Source organism: Streptomyces lycii (genome assembly GCF_009735685.1).
GTDB classification, from domain to species: Bacteria; Actinomycetota; Actinomycetes; order Streptomycetales; family Streptomycetaceae; genus Streptomyces; species Streptomyces lycii.
Genome location: NZ_WHPN01000387.1, coordinates 1 through 15,931, shown reverse-complemented (window position 1 = coordinate 15,931; position 15,931 = coordinate 1). Strand labels below are relative to the sequence as shown.

17 protein-coding genes are annotated in these 15,931 nt (G+C 74.4%); 5 read left to right on the top strand and 12 right to left on the bottom strand.

The genetic code is table 11. The features are described 5' to 3' along the window. Positions 1–216: 216 nt before the first annotated feature. The 4 genes from GCU69_RS26420 to hisI form a co-directional block, all read right to left on the bottom strand. Entirely contained in the window at positions 217–447 is a 231-nt protein-coding gene (locus tag GCU69_RS26420; protein WP_098751425.1) for an HGxxPAAW family protein, read from the bottom strand. Positions 448–711: 264 nt separating this feature from the next. Next, positions 712–1,377, bottom strand: coding sequence for a TIGR02234 family membrane protein (locus tag GCU69_RS26415; RefSeq protein ID WP_098751426.1), 666 nt, complete (start codon positions 1,375–1,377; stop codon positions 712–714). Between the two features lie 248 nt (positions 1,378–1,625). Then, positions 1,626–3,173 (bottom strand): anthranilate synthase component I, encoded by a 1,548-nt coding sequence (locus tag GCU69_RS26410; protein ID WP_098751427.1) that lies wholly within the window; start codon positions 3,171–3,173, stop codon positions 1,626–1,628. Positions 3,174–3,538: 365 nt separating this feature from the next. Then, complete coding sequence (hisI, locus tag GCU69_RS26405; protein ID WP_098751428.1) at positions 3,539–3,913, bottom strand: phosphoribosyl-AMP cyclohydrolase; 375 nt, start codon at positions 3,911–3,913, stop codon at positions 3,539–3,541. Between the two features lie 349 nt (positions 3,914–4,262). Between hisI and GCU69_RS26400 the strand changes: the two genes are divergently transcribed. After that, a complete protein-coding gene (locus tag GCU69_RS26400) occupies positions 4,263–4,898 on the top strand; it encodes a TIGR03085 family metal-binding protein (protein ID WP_098751430.1) in 636 nt (211 codons plus the stop codon). Positions 4,899–4,940: 42 nt separating this feature from the next. Here the strand turns inward: GCU69_RS26400 and hisF are convergent, their stop codons facing one another. From hisF to hisD, 8 genes are all read right to left on the bottom strand, one after another. Next, a complete protein-coding gene (gene hisF / locus GCU69_RS26395; RefSeq protein ID WP_156207372.1) occupies positions 4,941–5,711 on the bottom strand; it encodes an imidazole glycerol phosphate synthase subunit HisF in 771 nt (256 codons plus the stop codon). Beyond that, entirely contained in the window at positions 5,708–6,115 is a 408-nt protein-coding gene (locus GCU69_RS26390; RefSeq protein WP_098751432.1) for a RidA family protein, read from the bottom strand. The genes hisF and GCU69_RS26390 overlap by 4 nt, the downstream gene beginning before the upstream one ends. A 27-nt stretch (positions 6,116–6,142) precedes the next feature. Then, positions 6,143–6,880, bottom strand: coding sequence for a bifunctional 1-(5-phosphoribosyl)-5-((5-phosphoribosylamino)methylideneamino)imidazole-4-carboxamide isomerase/phosphoribosylanthranilate isomerase PriA (gene priA, locus GCU69_RS26385; protein WP_098751433.1), 738 nt, complete (start codon positions 6,878–6,880; stop codon positions 6,143–6,145). Positions 6,881–6,989: 109 nt separating this feature from the next. Then, positions 6,990–7,634: an imidazole glycerol phosphate synthase subunit HisH gene (hisH, locus tag GCU69_RS26380; protein ID WP_408055847.1), complete on the bottom strand. Its 645-nt coding sequence runs from the start codon at positions 7,632–7,634 to the stop codon at positions 6,990–6,992. Next, positions 7,631–7,795 carry a hypothetical protein gene (locus GCU69_RS32835; RefSeq protein WP_170315938.1) on the bottom strand — a complete coding sequence of 55 codons (165 nt, stop codon included), beginning with the start codon at positions 7,793–7,795 and terminating at the stop codon, positions 7,631–7,633. Before GCU69_RS32835 ends, hisH begins: the two co-directional genes overlap by 4 nt. Then, positions 7,792–8,385, bottom strand: coding sequence for an imidazoleglycerol-phosphate dehydratase HisB (gene hisB / locus GCU69_RS26375; protein WP_156207371.1), 594 nt, complete (start codon positions 8,383–8,385; stop codon positions 7,792–7,794). The genes GCU69_RS32835 and hisB overlap by 4 nt, the downstream gene beginning before the upstream one ends. Before the next feature lie 79 nt (positions 8,386–8,464). Beyond that, positions 8,465–9,568: a histidinol-phosphate transaminase gene (locus GCU69_RS26370; protein ID WP_098751436.1), complete on the bottom strand. Its 1,104-nt coding sequence runs from the start codon at positions 9,566–9,568 to the stop codon at positions 8,465–8,467. Next, the gene (gene hisD / locus GCU69_RS26365) at positions 9,565–10,887 is read right to left on the bottom strand and encodes a histidinol dehydrogenase (protein ID WP_098751437.1); all 1,323 of its coding nucleotides are present in this window, start codon (positions 10,885–10,887) and stop codon (positions 9,565–9,567) included. Before hisD ends, GCU69_RS26370 begins: the two co-directional genes overlap by 4 nt. Before the next feature lie 164 nt (positions 10,888–11,051). Here hisD and GCU69_RS26360 point away from each other — a divergent pair, with 164 nt between their 5' ends. The 4 genes from GCU69_RS26360 to ybaK all read left to right on the top strand — a co-directional run bounded on the left by GCU69_RS26360 (position 11,052) and on the right by ybaK (position 15,433). Beyond that, positions 11,052–12,653: an oxidoreductase gene (locus GCU69_RS26360; protein ID WP_156207370.1), complete on the top strand. Its 1,602-nt coding sequence runs from the start codon at positions 11,052–11,054 to the stop codon at positions 12,651–12,653. Between the two features lie 384 nt (positions 12,654–13,037). Beyond that, positions 13,038–14,078 (top strand): hypothetical protein, encoded by a 1,041-nt coding sequence (locus tag GCU69_RS26355; protein ID WP_156207369.1) that lies wholly within the window; start codon positions 13,038–13,040, stop codon positions 14,076–14,078. 63 nt (positions 14,079–14,141) lie between these two features. Beyond that, entirely contained in the window at positions 14,142–14,882 is a 741-nt protein-coding gene (locus GCU69_RS26350; RefSeq protein WP_098751467.1) for an LON peptidase substrate-binding domain-containing protein, read from the top strand. A 41-nt stretch (positions 14,883–14,923) separates the two neighbouring features. Further along, positions 14,924–15,433, top strand: coding sequence for a Cys-tRNA(Pro) deacylase (ybaK, locus tag GCU69_RS26345; RefSeq protein WP_098751468.1), 510 nt, complete (start codon positions 14,924–14,926; stop codon positions 15,431–15,433). The last annotated feature ends 498 nt before the right edge of the window (positions 15,434–15,931 follow it).

Here is a 15,931-nt window from a genome sequence, read left to right as displayed (position 1 = left end):
GGTCCTGGGGCTCGGCGGGCCGGTCCGGCGGCGGGGCCGGGGGCTCCGGCCGTCCGCCCGTGGCACGTCGCGGCAGCTGCCGCACGGAATCGTCCCTCACACGCCGAGTCTCCCCCGGTACGCGCGAAGGCGCAGCCCCGGAGCGTCCCGGCACCGCCGTACGGCCGTGCGCGCTCCGGAACCACGCCCGCGAAGCCGGCCCGGGCCGGCGGCGCCTCAGTGCTGCAGCTGCTGCTCCGAGCGCTTCGCCGGAGCCGGGGTCTGGCCGAGTCCGGCCTTGCTCATCACCCAGCCGACGATGCCGCCGAGAGCGACGATCACCAGCCCGGCCACGAAGCCGACCGGGCTCGCCATGACCGTGAAGGCGCCCGCGACGCAGAAGCCGATGAAGGCGATGATGACGCCGGTCCAGGCGGCCGGGGTGTGTCCGTGGTCGGTGCCCGCCATGAGTTCTCCTCGTTGCTGTGTGCGCCTGGCTCGGGCGCGGTGAACGCTCGCTGTCCATTGTCCCTGACGGGCCGTGGCAGCGTGATCGGGGGTGGGCCGTCGGGCACGGCCGCCGGGGGGCGCCGGTCCCGGCCGTGCGGCGGTGCGGCCGGTCCCGTCCGGCGGTCAGCAGCGGCGCCCGCTCCCCGCCCGGCCCGCCGCGAACGGCAGCTCGCGGCGGCGGGAAGCGGCGCTTCGCCCAGCGCCCGTCTCCGCGCCGGCCGCTCAGTCGTCGCGCGTCGGGTCCTCTCCCCGGTCCAGCGCCTTCCACATCTCCTCGGGCCGCTCCGGGTCCGGGGCGGCGCCTCCCGGGCGGCGCGCCGCGCCGCCCGGGCGCTCGTAACGGCCGGACATCGAAGGCCACCGCCGGCCGTGCCGCAGCGCCAGGAGTCCGGCGATCAGCAGCAGGACACCGGCGAGGGCGGAGATCCAGGGCCAGACGGTGTGGCCGACGCCGGAGACGTCCGCCCCGACGAGTCCGGTCGCCTCGGCGGCCTTCGCCTCCAGCGCGCCGGTGTCCGTGCCGCCGAGCACGGAGGTGACGGCGGTGCCGAGACCGCTCAGCGCGAGCAGCACGGCCACCAGGGTCCGGCCGGACCGGCGCACGGCGAAGACGGCGACGAGCGCGGCGAGCCCGACGATCGCGAGCGCCGCGGGGACCCCGGTGACGTCCCGGCCCTCCGCGGTCAGGGGCATCGTCCCCTGCGCGGCGGCCGTGGTGGCCTCGCTCCAGGTCTGCCCGCCGGCCAGCAGGGCCAGTGCGGCACCGGCGGCGCCGAGCAGCAGGGCGGCGGCCAGACTTCGCCTGCCACCGCGCTCGGCCGTCGCGGAGGCCGCGGTCTCGGGTACGGCGCTCCCGTCCCTGGGGTCACGCTCGGGTTCAGCACTCACCCCACCACTATCGCGCGTCCCGGCCGCCCCGGGTCACCCGGGGGACCCCCGGCGGGCGTCCGGTGCCCGGGGCGCCCCCGCACCGGCCCGGCGCGGGTCGCCCGGTCCGCTCACCCGGCCCGCGGAAGACGTCCCCCGGCCACCGCCCGCGACGCGGCCCCGCTGCCCAAGGCGGGAGACGTCCGGCACCGGGGCCTGCGGAGTGCCGCGACAAGGCGGAGGCGCCGCCCGTCCCGGCGGGCCGTGCGCTACCGCGGGCCCGCGGCGGAGAGCTTCGCCGCCATCGCGACGGCCCGGAGCACGGCCGCCGCCTTGTTGCGGCACTCCGTGTCCTCGGCCGCCGGGTCCGAGTCGGCGACCACCCCGGCACCCGCCTGCACATACGCGGTCCCGCCCCGCAGCAGCGCGGTACGGATCGCGATGGCGGTGTCGGAGTCCCCGGCGAAGTCGAGATAGCCGACGCAGCCGCCGTACAGCCCGCGCCTGGTCGGCTCGACCTCCTCGATGATCTGCAGCGCCCGCGGCTTCGGGGCCCCCGACAGGGTGCCCGCCGGGAAGCAGGCGGTGAGCACGTCGAAGGCGGTGCGGCCCTCCGCCACCCGGCCGACCACCGTGGAGACGATGTGCATGACGTGGCTGTAGCGCTCCACCGACATGAAGTCGACCACCTCGACGCTGCCGGGCTCGCAGACCCGGCCGAGGTCGTTCCGCCCGAGGTCGACCAGCATCAGATGCTCGGCCCGCTCCTTGGGGTCGGCCATCAGGTCCTCGGCGAGGGCGGCGTCCTCCTGCGGTGTCGCGCCGCGCGGCCGGGTGCCGGCGATCGGGTGCAGCAGCGCGCGCCCGTCCTCGACCTTGACCAGCGCCTCGGGGCTGGAGCCGACGACGTCGAAGCCCTCGGCCCCGTCGAGCCCGGGGAAGCGGAAGAGGTACATGTACGGGCTGGGGTTGGTGGCCCGGAGCACCCGGTAGACGTCCAGCGCGGATGCCGGGCAGGGCGTCTCGAACCGCTGCGAGGGCACCACCTGGAAGGCCTCGCCCGCCCGGATGCGTTCCTTGATGTCGTCGACGACCTCCCGGTACTGCTCGCCGCCCCAGTCCTGGGTGTACTCGGGGAGTTCGGAGGCCGGCAGCGCCGCGCCCGCCGCCCCGCCGGGCACCGGTCGCGCGAGGTCCGCGGCCATCGCGTCGAGCCGGGCGACGGCGTCGGCGTACGCCTCGTCGACGCCGGTGTCCAGGTCATTGTGGTTGATCGCGTTGGCGATCAGCAGGACGGTGCCGTCCCAGTGGTCGAGCACGGCGAGGTCCGAGGTGAGCAGCATGGTCAGTTCGGGCAGGCCGAGGTCGTCCCGGGTGCTGTCGCCGATCCGCTCCAGGCGGCGCACGATGTCGTAGCCGAGATAGCCGACCATGCCGCCGGTGAAGGGCGGCAGCTCCAGCTGCCGGCCCAGGTCGCGCGGGGTGTGCAGGGTCTCCACGGTGGCCCGGAGCGCGTCGAGCGGGTCGCCCTCGGTGGGCACGCCGACGGGCGGGGTGCCGAGCCAGTGGGCCTCACCGTCGCGGACGGTGAGGGTGGCGTCGCTGCGGACGCCGACGAAGGAGTAGCGGGACCAGGAGCGGCCGTTCTCGGCCGACTCCAGCAGGAACGTCCCGGGGCGCTCGGCCGCCAGCTTCCGGTAGAGGCCGACCGGGGTGTCGGAATCCGCGAGCAGCCTGCGGCTGACGGGGATGACACGGCGGTCGGCCGCCAGTTTGCGGAAGGTCTCGAGATCCGTCGTGGCGGCACCGGTGTCCATGGGCCGGGATCCTAGTGGGCGCCGGCCGCGGGCGGTGGAGGCGTTCACCATGCGGGTGGGCGCGTCTCGCACGGTGAGGCCGGGCCCGTACGGAAGGGGCGTGTGCGTACGGAACGGACGTGTACCTACGGACGGCCGGGCCCGGCCCGGACACGACGCAGCCGGCACCGGGAGAGACGGAGCCACAGCCACGCGCGGACCGGACCCCGGCACGGACGGGGTCCCCGCACGGACGGGGTCCCGGTCCCGTGCCAGGACGCGGTCCCGCCGCGCCGCCCCGGGCCCGGCAGCTCCCGGGGCGGGGCAGTCCCGGGCCGGGCGGCATCCCGGGGCGGGGCGGTCCCCGGGCCGACGGCCCCGGTCGTTCAGTCCGCCGGTCCCAGCGGCAGTTCGTTCGCGTCGAAGCAGGTCCGGTCGCCCGTGTGGCAGGCCGCTCCGACCTGGTCGACCCTGACCAGCAGCGTGTCGCCGTCGCAGTCCAGGGCGACCGACTTGACGTGCTGGAAGTGGCCGGAGGTGTCGCCCTTGACCCAGTACTCCCCGCGGCTGCGGCTCCAGTAGGTGCAGCGGCCGGTGGTGAGCGTGCGGTGCAGCGCCTCGTCGTCCATCCAGCCGAGCATCAGCACCTCACCGGTGTCGTACTGCTGGGCGACGGCGGGCACGAGGCCGTCGGCGTTCCGCTTGAGGCGGGCGGCGACGGCGGGATCGAGGCCGGAGGGCCGGCCGGGATTGCTGGGCATGGGCCCCATTGTGCCGCCGCGGCGCGGGCGCGGGAAAACAGGGCGCCGGAAAACAGGGCGAGGAGGGCGGGAGAAGACAGGGCAAGGAGGGCGGGAGAAGACAGGGCCGGGGAGGGCGGGAGAAGCAGCGGCGAGGAGGGCGGGAACAACGCGTCCCGGGAGTGCGGGAGAAACAGGGACCGGGCGGGCGGGAGAAGACAGGGACCGGGCGGGCGGGAGAAGACAGGGACCGGGCGGGCCGGAGAAACAGAGACCGGGCGGGCCGGAGGAGCGGCCCCCGGCACGGCGCCCGGCGTCGGCACCGCGCGGCACCGTGACCGGTCCGGGCGCGCGGCCGTAGGCTGGCGGCATGTCGACCCATGCGAAGCGCGAACGTCTTCTTCTGGCCGATCTGTTGGAGAGCGCGGGTCCCGCGGCCCCGACGCTCTGCGACGGCTGGACCACCCGCGACCTCGCCGTGCACCTCGTGGTGCGCGAACGCCGCGCCGACGCGGCCGGGGGCGCGTTCATCAAGCCGCTCGCGGCCCGGCTGGAGCGGGTGACGGCGGAGTTCACCGCGAAGCCGTACGAGGAGCTGATCCAGCTGATCCGCACCGGCCCGCCGCGGATGTCCCCGTTCTCCCTGAAGCAGGTGGACGAGGCCGCGAACACGGTGGAGTTCTACGTCCACGCCGAGGACGTCCGGCGGGCGCGGCCCGACTGGACGCCGCGCGAGCTGGACCCGGTCTTCGCGGACGTGCTGTGGTCCCGGATCGAGCGGGTGGCCCGGGTGATGGGCCGCAAGTCCCCGGTCGGCCTGGTCCTGCGCCGCCCCGACGGCCGCACGGCGGTCGCCCGGCGCGGCACCCCGGTCGTCACGGTCACCGGCGAGCCGGGCGAGCTGCTGCTGTTCCTCTTCGGCCGGCAGGAGCAGGCCCGGGTGGAGGCGGAGGGCGACAAGGAGGCCGTCGCGCAGGCGTACGGGGCGAAGCAGCTCGGCATCTGACGGCGTCCGCCGCGGGGCCGGGTGGCCGTGGCCGCCCGGTCCTCAGCGGACCGGGTGGCCCGCCCCGCGCAGCGTGTCCTTGACCTCGCCGATGCGCAGGTCTCCGAAGTGGAAGACGGAGGCCGCGAGGACCGCGTCGGCGCCCGCCGCCACGGCCGGCGGGAAGTCCTCCAGCCGGCCCGCGCCGCCGGAGGCGATCACCGGGACGGCCACCCGGGCGCGCACCGCCTTGATCATGGACGTGTCGTAGCCGTCCTTGGTCCCGTCGGCGTCCATGGAGTTGAGCAGGATCTCCCCCGCCCCCAGCTCCGCCGCGCGGTGGGCCCACTCGACGGCGTCGATGCCGGTGCCGCGGCGGCCGCCGTGGGTGGTGACCTCGAAGCCGGATGCGGTCTGTGTGCCGTCGGGGCAGCGCCGGGCGTCGACGGAGAGGACCAGCACCTGGCTGCCGAACCGCTCGGAGATCTCCCGGATCAGCTCCGGGCGGGCGATCGCGGCGGTGTTGACACCGACCTTGTCCGCGCCGGCCCGCAGCAGCTTGTCGACGTCCTCCGGGGTGCGCACGCCGCCGCCGACGGTGAGCGGGATGAACACCTGCTCGGCGGTGCGTCGCACCACGTCGTAGGTGGTCTCGCGGTCGCCGGAGGACGCCGTGATGTCGAGGAAGGTCAGCTCGTCGGCGCCCTCGGCGTCGTACAGCTTGGCCATCTCCACGGGGTCGCCCGCGTCACGGAGGTTCTTGAAGTTGACGCCCTTGACGACCCGGCCGCCGTCCACGTCCAGGCAGGGAATGACTCGGACCGCCAGGGTCATGGTGTCGTCGCTCCTCGGAATGCTTCGATCTCGACCTCGACCAGCACGCGCGAGTCGACGAAGCCGGAGACCACGACGAGGGTCGCGGCCGGCCGGACGGCGCCGAAGATCTCCTGGTGGGCGCGGCCGACCGCGTCCACGTCACGCGCGTGGGTGAGGTACATACGGGTTCGGATGACGGATTCGGGGCCGAGGGAGAACGGCTCCAGCGCGGCCAGGGCGTTGCCGAAGGCGGCCCGCGCCTGCTCGTACGGGTCGCCCTCCCCCTGGATCGCGCCGTCGGCCAGCGGCATGGTCCCGGCGACGAGCACCCGGTCACCCGCCGCGACAGCGCGCGCGAAGCCGATCGACTCCTCCCAGGGGCTGTCGGTCTGCACTCGCTGTACGGCGGCGGGCTCGCTCATCGGCTGCTGCTCCTCTGCGGTGGTCGGTCAGCGCTGTGACACGGCTGCGAGCGCTTCTTCCAGGGTGAAGGCCTTGGCGTAGAGGGCCTTGCCCACGATGGCTCCCTCGACACCCTCCGGGACCAGGCCGGCGATCGCCCGCAGGTCGTCGAGCGAGGAGACGCCGCCCGAGGCCACCACGGGCCGGTCGGTGGCGGCGCACACCCCGCGCAGCAGCTCCAGGTTCGGGCCACCCAGGGTGCCGTCCTTGGCGATGTCGGTGACGACATAGCGGGCACAGCCCTCGGAGTCCAGGCGGGCCAGGGTCTCGTAGAGGTCGCCGCCGTCCCGGGTCCAACCGCGCCCGCGCAGCGTGGTGCCGCGCACGTCGAGGCCGACGGCGATCTTGTCCCCGTGCTCGGCGATGACCTTGGCGACCCACTCGGGGGTCTCCAGGGCGGCGGTGCCGAGGTTGACGCGGGTGCAGCCGGTGGCGAGGGCGGCGGCGAGGGTGTCGTCGTCGCGGATGCCGCCGGACAGCTCCACCTTGATGTCCATGGAGCGGGCGACCTCGGCGATCCGCTCCCGGTTGTCACCGGTGCCGAAGGCCGCGTCGAGGTCCACCAGGTGCAGCCACTCGGCGCCGGCCCGCTGCCAGGTGAGGGCGGCGGCGAGCGGGTCGCCGTAGGACGTCTCGGAGCCGGACTCGCCGTGCACCAGGCGGACGGCCTGGCCGTCGCGGACGTCGACGGCGGGGAGGAGTTCGAGGCGGTGCGTGCTGCTCATGGCTGCCTTCGTGTCGTGGTCATCGGTTCGTCGGGTCGTCTGGTCGTCGGCGGGGCGGGCGCCCGGGCGGCTGTCGTTCCGGGCGCGGCGCGCGGCGGGTGCGGCGGCTTCAGAGGGTACCGACCCAGTTGCGGAGCAGCTGGGCGCCGGCGTCACCGGACTTCTCCGGGTGGAACTGGGTCGCCCACAGCGGGCCGTTCTCGACGGCGGCGACGAACGGCTCGCCGTGCGTGGACCAGCTGACCTTCGGGGCGCGGATGCCGGTGTTGCCCGCCTCGAACTCCCAGTCGCCGACGGCGTAGGAGTGCACGAAGTAGTAGCGGCTGTCCCGGTCCAGGCCTGCGAACAGCTGTGAGTTCTCGGCGGGCTCGACGGTGTTCCAGCCCATGTGCGGCACGACGGGGGCCCGCAGCGGGCCGACGGTGCCGGGCCACTCGTCCAGTCCGGCGGCCTCCACACCGTGCTCGATGCCGCGGGCGAACAGGATCTGCATGCCGACGCAGATGCCCATCACGGGCCGCCCCCCGGCCAGCCGCCGCCCGACGACCCAGTCGCCGCGGGCCTCGGTCAGTCCCCGCATGCAGGCGGCGAAGGCACCGACGCCCGGGACGAGCAGCCCGTCGGCGTTCATCGCCCTGTCGTAGTCCCCGGTGATCTCGACGTCGGCGCCCGCCCGGACGAGGGCCCGCTCGGCGGAGCGGACGTTGCCGAAGCCGTAGTCGAAGACGACGACCTTCTTCTTCGGATCGGTCACGACCAGACCTCCCATCGCATGACGCCCGCCACCAGGCACAGCGCGGACGCGACACCGAGCAGCACGACGACGCCCTTGGGCAGGCCCTGCTTGGCGAAGGAGATCACCCCGCCGAGCAGGAACAGACCGACGACGATCAGCAGTGTCGAGAGCCCGGTCACAGGGCGCCCTTGGTGGACGGCAGGATCCCGGCGGCGCGCGGGTCGGGCTCGGAGGCGTAGCGCAGGGCGCGGGCGAGCGCCTTGAACTGGCACTCGACGATGTGGTGCGCGTTGCGCCCGTACGGGACGTGGACGTGCAGCGCGACCTGTGCCTGGGCGACGAAGGACTCCAGGATGTGCCGGGTCATCGTGGTGTCGTACTCGCCGATCATCGGCGCCATCTTCTCGGGCTCGGTGTGCACGAGGTAGGGGCGGCCGGAGAGGTCGACGGTGACCTGGGCGAGGGACTCGTCCAGCGGCACGGTGCAGTTGCCGAAGCGGTAGATGCCGACCTTGTCGCCGAGCGCCTGCTTGAAGGCGGCGCCCAGCGCGAGCGCGGTGTCCTCGATGGTGTGGTGGCTGTCGATGTGCAGGTCGCCCTCGGTCCGGACGGTGAGGTCGAAGAGACCGTGCCGGCCGAGCTGGTCGAGCATGTGGTCGTAGAAGCCCACGCCTGTCGAGATCTCGGTCTTGCCGGTGCCGTCGAGGTCGATCTCGACCAGGACCTTCGTCTCCTTGGTGGTGCGCTCCACCCGGCCGGTGCGGCTCATGCTCGTGTCGTCTCCTTGGTCTGATCCGGTGCGGACTCGCGCTCGTTCACGCTGCCGCACGCCCGTTCCGTACGCGCGTTCATGCGGACTGCTTCATCAGCACGCGCACCGCGTCGAGGAACGCGTCGTTCTCCTCCGGGGTGCCGGCGGTGACCCGCAGCCGGCCGGGGACACCGTTGTCCCGCACCAGGACGCCCTGCTCCAGCAGTCGCTGCCAGGCCCGGTGGCTGTCCTCGAACCGGCCGAACTGCACGAAGTTGGCGTCCGAGTCGGTCACCTCGCAGCCCAGCGCGCGCAGCTCCGTGACCAGCCGGTCCCGCTCGGCCTTGAGCTGGTCGACGTACCCGAGCAGCGTATCGGTGTGCTCCAGGGCGGCGAGCGCGGTGGCCTGGGTAACGGCGGACAGGTGGTACGGCAGCCGGACCAGCTGTACGGCGTCCACGACGGCCGGGTCCGCCGCGAGGTAGCCGAGCCGCAGCCCGGCGGCGCCGAACGCCTTGGACATGGTGCGGCTGACCACCAGGTGCGGGCGGCCCTCGATGAGCGGCAACAGCGACGGGCGGTGGCTGAATTCCCCGTACGCCTCGTCGACGACCACCAGCGACGGCTTCGCGGCCTGCGCCGCCTCGTGGAGGGCGAGGACCGTGTCGGCGTCCACGGCGGTGCCGGTCGGGTTGTTGGGCGAGGTGATGAAGACGACGTCCGGCCGGTGCTCGGCGATGGCGGCCACGGCGGCGCCGGTGTCGATGGTGAAGTCCTCGCTCCGCGGACCGGAGATCCAGCCGGTGCCGGTGCCGCGCGAGATCAGGGCGTGCATGGAGTACGAGGGCTCGAAGCCGATCGCGGTGCGGCCGGGGCCGCCGAAGGCCTGGAGCAGCTGCTGGATGACCTCGTTGGAGCCGTTGGCCGCCCAGACCTGGGGGGCGGTGACCCGGTGTCCGCAGGTGCGGCTGAGGTAGTCCGCGAGGCCCGTGCGCAACTCGACGGCGTCCCGGTCGGGGTAGCGGTTGAGGGTGCGGGCGGCCTCGGTGACGCGCTCCGCGATGCGCCGGACCAGCGGCTCGGGCAGCGGGTACGGGTTCTCGTTGGTGTTGAGCCGGACCGGGACGTCGAGCTGCGGCGCTCCGTACGGGGTCTTGCCGCGCAGCTCGTCCCGGATGGGCAGATCGTCGATGCCGGTCACTTGGCCGCCGGTACCTTCCAGTCGAACCTTGCCTTCAGCGCCGCCCCGTGGGCGGGCAGATCCTCGGCCTCGGCGAGGGTGACCACGTGGTGGGCGACCTCGGCGAGGGCGTCGCGGGTGTAGTCCACGACATGGATGCCGCGCAGGAAGGACTGCACGGACAGGCCCGAGGAGTGGCAGGCGCAGCCGCCGGTGGGCAGCACGTGGTTGGACCCGGCGCAGTAGTCGCCGAGGGAGACCGGGGCGTAGGGGCCGACGAACACGGCTCCGGCGTTGCGGACCCGGGCGGCGACGGCGGAGGCGTCGGCGGTCTGGATCTCCAGGTGCTCGGCGCCGTAGGCGTCGGTGACCCGCAGGCCCTCGTCGACGCCGTCGACGAGGACGATCGCGGACTGCCGTCCGGCCAGCGCCGCGGTGATGCGCTCCCGGTGCCGGGTGGCCCCGACCTGCGTCTTCAGCTCGGCCTCGACGGCGTCGGCCAGCTCGGGCGAGTCCGTGACGAGGACGGCGGCGGCGAGCGTGTCGTGCTCGGCCTGGCTGATCAGGTCGGAGGCGACGTGCGCGGCGTCGGCGCCGGCGTCGGCAAGGATCGCGATCTCCGTCGGCCCGGCCTCGGCGTCGATCCCGATCCGGCCCTTGAGCAGGCGCTTGGCGGAGGCGACGTAGATGTTGCCGGGGCCGGTGACGAGGTTCACCGGGCGGCACTCCTCGGTGCCGTACGCGAACATGGCGACGGCCTGGGCACCGCCCGCGGCGTAGACCTCGTCGACGCCGAGGAGGGCGCAGGCGGCGAGGATCACCGGGTGCGGCAGGCCGCCGAACCCGGCCTGCGGCGGCGAGCTGACCGCGATGCCCTCGACGCCCGCCTCCTGGGCGGGGACGACGTTCATCACGACGGAGGACGGATAGACGGCGAGGCCGCCGGGGACGTACAGGCCGACGCGCTCGACGGGCACCCAGCGCTCGGTGACGGTGCCGCCGGGCACGACCTGGGTGGTGTGGTCGGTGCGGCGCTGCTCGCGGTGGACGAGCCGGGCGCGGCGGACCGACTCCTCCAGGGCGGCGCGCACGGCCGGGTCCAGCTCGGCGAGCGCCCGGGTCAGGGCCTCGGCGGGGACCCGGATCCGGTCCAGGGTGACGCCGTCGAACCGCTGCGCGTAGTCGATGAGCGCCGCGGTGCCGCGATGCCGTACGTCTTCGCAGATGGGCCGCACCTTGTCCAGGGCGGCCTCGACGTCGAAGTCGGCTCGGGGCAGCAGATCGCGCAGGGCGGAGCCCTCGGGGAGGGCGGCGCCGCGCAGGTCGATTCGGGAGATCACGCAGTCAAGTGTCTCAGACCAGGCGGCCGCCCCGGCCGCCTGTATCACTCATTGATACGACCCCCTAGAGTCACTCATGACTGTTGGCTTTCAGGCCGTTACTCACCGGGAATGAAGCCTGTGCGGGCGAGGGCGCCCGCGCGGGCCGAGGAGGGGTGCGAAGAGTGACCGTGCCAGGTGACAGCGAGCCGCCGGCCTCACTGGAGCTGACCCCGGCCGAATGGGGCATGTGGCAGGCGTTCCGCAACGGCAGCACACACGACCTGCGCAGCCACAACCCGGTCCACGACGACCCCGACGGGCAGTACCACTGGGGCCCGGAGCGCAGCGTGCGCGCCCGGGTGGTGGCGCTGTTACTGCTGGACGGCCCGCCGCCGCAGCCCGGGCGGGTCACCTCGCTGAAGCTGAACGGCGCGTACATCACCGGCACGCTGGACGTCTCCGGCGGCGCCGTCGAGCCGTACGTCGAGATGCACAACTGCCGCTTCGAGAAGGAGATCCTGCTGCCCGAGGCGCACTTCTCCACGCTGCGGCTGGTCGGCTGCCGCATCCCGCGGGTCGAGGGCGCCCGGCTGCGCACCGAGGGCGATCTGCATCTGCCGCGCTGCACCGTGGAGAACGGCATCCGGCTCACCGACGCCCAGATCGGCACGGACCTGCTGCTGAACCAGCTCACCGTGCACCGCGACCGCAAGGGGCGTTCGATCGTCGCGGACGGGCTGAACGTCGCGCAGGACATCCAGGCCGAGATGATCGAGTCGTACGGGGAGATCAGCCTGCGCGGCGCGCAGGTCGGGGTCTCGCTGAGCCTGCGCGGCAGCCGGCTGCGCAATCCGCACGGGCGGCGCGCGCTGAACGCCCCGCAGCTCACCGTCGAGCGCACCCTCTATCTGACGGCGGCCGGGCTGAGCAGCTCGCCCTTCGCCAGCGGCACCACCCCGCCGTACGGGGTGACCACCACCCCGATGCGCGGCACCCGGATGCAGCGCTTCGAGTGCGAGGGCGGGGTGCGGCTCGACGACGGGCGCTTCGGTGACGCCGTCGACTTCGAGCAGGCGCGGTTCGTCATGGAGTCCGACCAGGAGCTGTCGCTGCGCCGAATACAGACACCGGAGATGCGGTTCCTGTGCGAGCGGCCTCAGCGGGGGCGGGTGGTGCTGTCCGGCGCGAAGGTCGTCAATCTGGTGGACCGGGCGACGAGCTGGCCCGGGCCGGGCGGGCTGGCCATGGCGGGCTTCTCGTACGAGTGCCTGATCCCGCGGGGCTCGTTCTCGATGGCCCGGCGGCTGGAGTGGATCGCCGCCGCCACCCCGGAGTACGCCCCCGAGCCGTACGAGCAGTTGTCCAACGCGATGCGGGCGAGCGGTGAGGACGCGGAGGCGCGCGAGGTGCTGCTCGCCAAGCAGCGCCGGCGCCGCGAGACGCTGCCGCTGGCCGGGAAGCTGTGGGGGTACCTCCAGGACTGGACCGTGGCGTACGGCTACCGGCCGGGCCGGGCCGCGCTGTGGATGGGCGTGCTGTGGGCGGTGGGCGCGCTGCTCTTCGGGCGGCTGGAACCGGACGCGATCAGCAGCGAGGGGGCACCGACCTGGAATCCGTACCTCTACGCGCTGGACCTGCTGCTGCCGGTGATCAATCTCGGCCAGGACACCTTCTGGAAGATGCAGGGCGCCTATCAGTGGGCGGCGGCGGTGATGATCCTGCTGGGCTGGGTGCTGGCCACGACGGTCGCCGCGGGTGCCTCGCGGTTGCTGCGGCGCCAGTGAGGCGGGGCCGGGGGCGGGATCCGGGGACACGGCCGGGGGGACGGCCACGGTCCGGCGCGGGGGCGGGGGCGGCGTACGGGGACGGGGGCGGCGTTCGGGGACGGGCCGGGGTCGGCGTACGGGGCGGTGCCGGTGGCGGCCCACGGGCAGTGCCGGCGGCAAGGGGACGGGCTCCGGGTGCGGGTTCGGCCGCGGCTCGGCGGCGGGTCCGGCTCCGGGCTCGGCGCGGGCCCCGGAGGCGGGTGGCGGCGGCCGTCGCCAACTGACGCCGGAGCAAGGGTTTTTACCCTTTATTGACCATTGCCCAGGCAACCGATTCGTTGATACCGAAGCGTCACCGTCTCCCTCTGGTAAGCCTGCCACCTGCGGTTTTCAATGGTTGTCATGGTTTACCTACGCGCGCTGACCAGCACCGCGCGCATGATTCGCCATACCTCGCGACTCGCCGCCGGACTCGTCCCCGACGACCACGTGGTCCTCGACGCACCGGGTGAACAGCTGGCACCGGTCCTGTCCGCCGCCGGCCTCGGTGACCACCGGCCCGCCGCCGCGCTCCTCGCCGCCACCCGGGAGGGCGGCGAGTGGGAGAACCGCGACCGGTTCGCCACCGCCCTCGCCCGCTTCGCCCAGTCCCGCTCCCGATGGCTGGACCAGTGGCTGTCCGCCGCGCCGTACGACCCGGACGCGCTGCTGCTGCGCGCCGCGGTCGCGGTCCGCGGCGCGCTGCGGCGGACGGTCCGCGAGGAGCCGCTGCGGGCGGCCGGCCCGCTGGTCCGGGAGGCCGCCGAGGCGGCCCCGCACGACCCGGTGCCCTGGCGCGTCGCCCTCGACCGGTTGCGCGGACTGCGCGCCTCCGCCGCCGACTTCACCGACTGCTGGGAAGAGGCCACCCGGCGCTCGCCCCACCACCACGGCTGCCACACCGCCGCGCTGCGCCACCTCACCGCCCGGTGCGGAGCCGGGCACCGGTCCGGCGGAACGGGTGCGTGGCCCCCGGAGGCCGATCCGTGCCTGCGGTTCGCCGAGCGGGCCGCGGCCGACGCGCTGCCGGGGTCACTGCTCCGGTCGCTGCCCGCGCAGGCCGTGCTCGACCACCCGGGACCGCTGCCCGGGAGCCGGCTGGACGCCGCCGCCGACCTCGCGATCGAGATGTCCGACCGCTACCCGGCCGGCGACCCCTGGCCCGCCCAGGCCCGCAACGTCCTCGTCCACCTGCTGATCGTCCGGGGCCGCTGGGAGGAGGCGCTGCGGCAGTTCCGGCTGATCGGCCCGCACGCCACCGCCTTCCCGTGGAACACCGTCTCGGACGATCCGCTCGGCCAGTTCCTGGAGATGCGCGACGGCACCCGGATCCAGGTCGCCTCCACGATGCCGCTCTGGCGGCGGACGCAGCGGACGGCACGGCCCGCGACCCGCGGGCGCTGAGCGGCGGTCCCCGTGCCCCGAGGCGCGCGGCGGCCCGCGGGACACCCTTTAGGCTTGTCGGTCGTGACCACCGCGCGCCTTCCGCTCTTTCCCCTGAACACGGTGCTGTTCCCCGGCCTCGTTCTGCCGCTGAACGTCTTCGAACAGCGCTACCGCGCGCTCATGCGCGATCTGCTGAAGCTCGGCGAGGACGCGCCCCGGCGCTTCGCCGTCGTCGCCATCCGCGACGGCCACGAGGTCGCCCCCACCGCCACCGGCCTGCCGGACGCCACGGCGCGCACCGAACTCGGCCCCGCCGCCGGCTTCGGCAGCGACCCGCTGGCCGCCTTCCATCCCGTGGGGTGCGTGGCCGACGCCGCGACCGTACGGGAGCGGGAGGACGGCGGTTTCGAGGTGCTGGCCACCGGCACCAGCCGGATCCGGCTGGTGTCCGTGGACACCGGCGGCGCGTATCTGACCGCCGAGACCGAGGAGATCCCCGAGCGGGAGGGCGACGGCGCGGGCGCGCTCGCCTCGGGGGTCGTGCGCGCGTTCCGTACGTACCAGAAGCGGCTGGCGGGGGCGAGCGAACGCTCGCTGGCCGGGGAGCAGGAACTGCCCGGCGAACCCTCCGTGCTGTCCTACCTGGTCGCCGCCGCGGCGGTCCTCGACACCCCGGACAAGCAGGAGTTGCTGGAGGCGGCGGACACCGCGGAGCGGCTGCGGAAGGAGCTGAAACTCCTTCGCGCGGAGAGCGCCGTCATCCGTAACATCCCCTCGCTGCCCGCGGTGGAGCTGACCCGGCAGCCGATGAGCCCCAACTGACCCGGCCCCGGCCGGCGCGAGACCCGCGGAGCGTGGCGTACGTGGCGAAGAAGAAGCAGCGACAGGGCGGCCGGGGCGCGGGAGGCACCCCGGCGACCGTGGCCCTCACCCGGGCCGGTACGGCGTTCACGGTGCACTCCTACGAGCACGACCCGGCCTCGGCCTCGTACGGCGAGGAGGCCGCGGAAGCGCTCGGCGTCGAGCCCGGCCGGGTGTTCAAGACCCTGCTCGCCGAGGTCGACGGAGCACTGACGGTCGCCGTCGTGCCGGTGTCCGGCTCCCTCGACCTCAAGGCGCTGGCCGCCGCGGCGGGCGGCAAGCGGGCCGCGATGGCGGACCCGGCCGCCGCCGAACGCGCCACCGGCTACGTGCGGGGCGGCATCTCCCCGCTCGGCCAGCGCCGCCGGCTCCCCACGGTCCTCGACGCCTCGGCGTCACGGCACCCCACGATCTGCGTCTCGGCGGGCCGCCGCGGTCTGGAGGTCGAGCTGGCCCCGGCGGACCTGGCGGCGCTGACCGGCGCGGTGACGGCCCCCATCGCCCGGGTCTGACGGGGGGCGGCGGCACCGGTCCGGGCAGCGGGGCCCCGAGCGGCTGTGGCGGGCCGCGGCGGGGCGGACCGCGGTGAAGCAGGCCGCGGTGGAGCAGGCCGCGGTGGAGCGGGCCGCGGTGGCACCGTACGGACAGGCGGCGATTATTCCGGGCGGACGGACGCGGCAGGGCCCGGTCCGGGCGAGCCGACGCGGCGCGGCACTCGGGAGGGGCCGACCGACACGGTGTGGCAGCTCCTGGGGAGGGTTGACCGACACGGTGTCGCAGCCCTTGGGGCGGGCCGACCGGGCGCGACGCGCAATTGGGACGGGCTGACCGGCCGCGATGCGGCAGTTGGGACGGGCTGGCCGACCACGGTACGGCAGCCCTTGGGACGGGCCGACCGACAACGGTGTCGCAGCCCTTGGGGCGGGCTCACCGGGCGACGATGCGGCAGTTGGGACAGGCTGGCCGACCACGGTACGGCAGCCCTTGGAACGGGCCGACCGACAACGGTG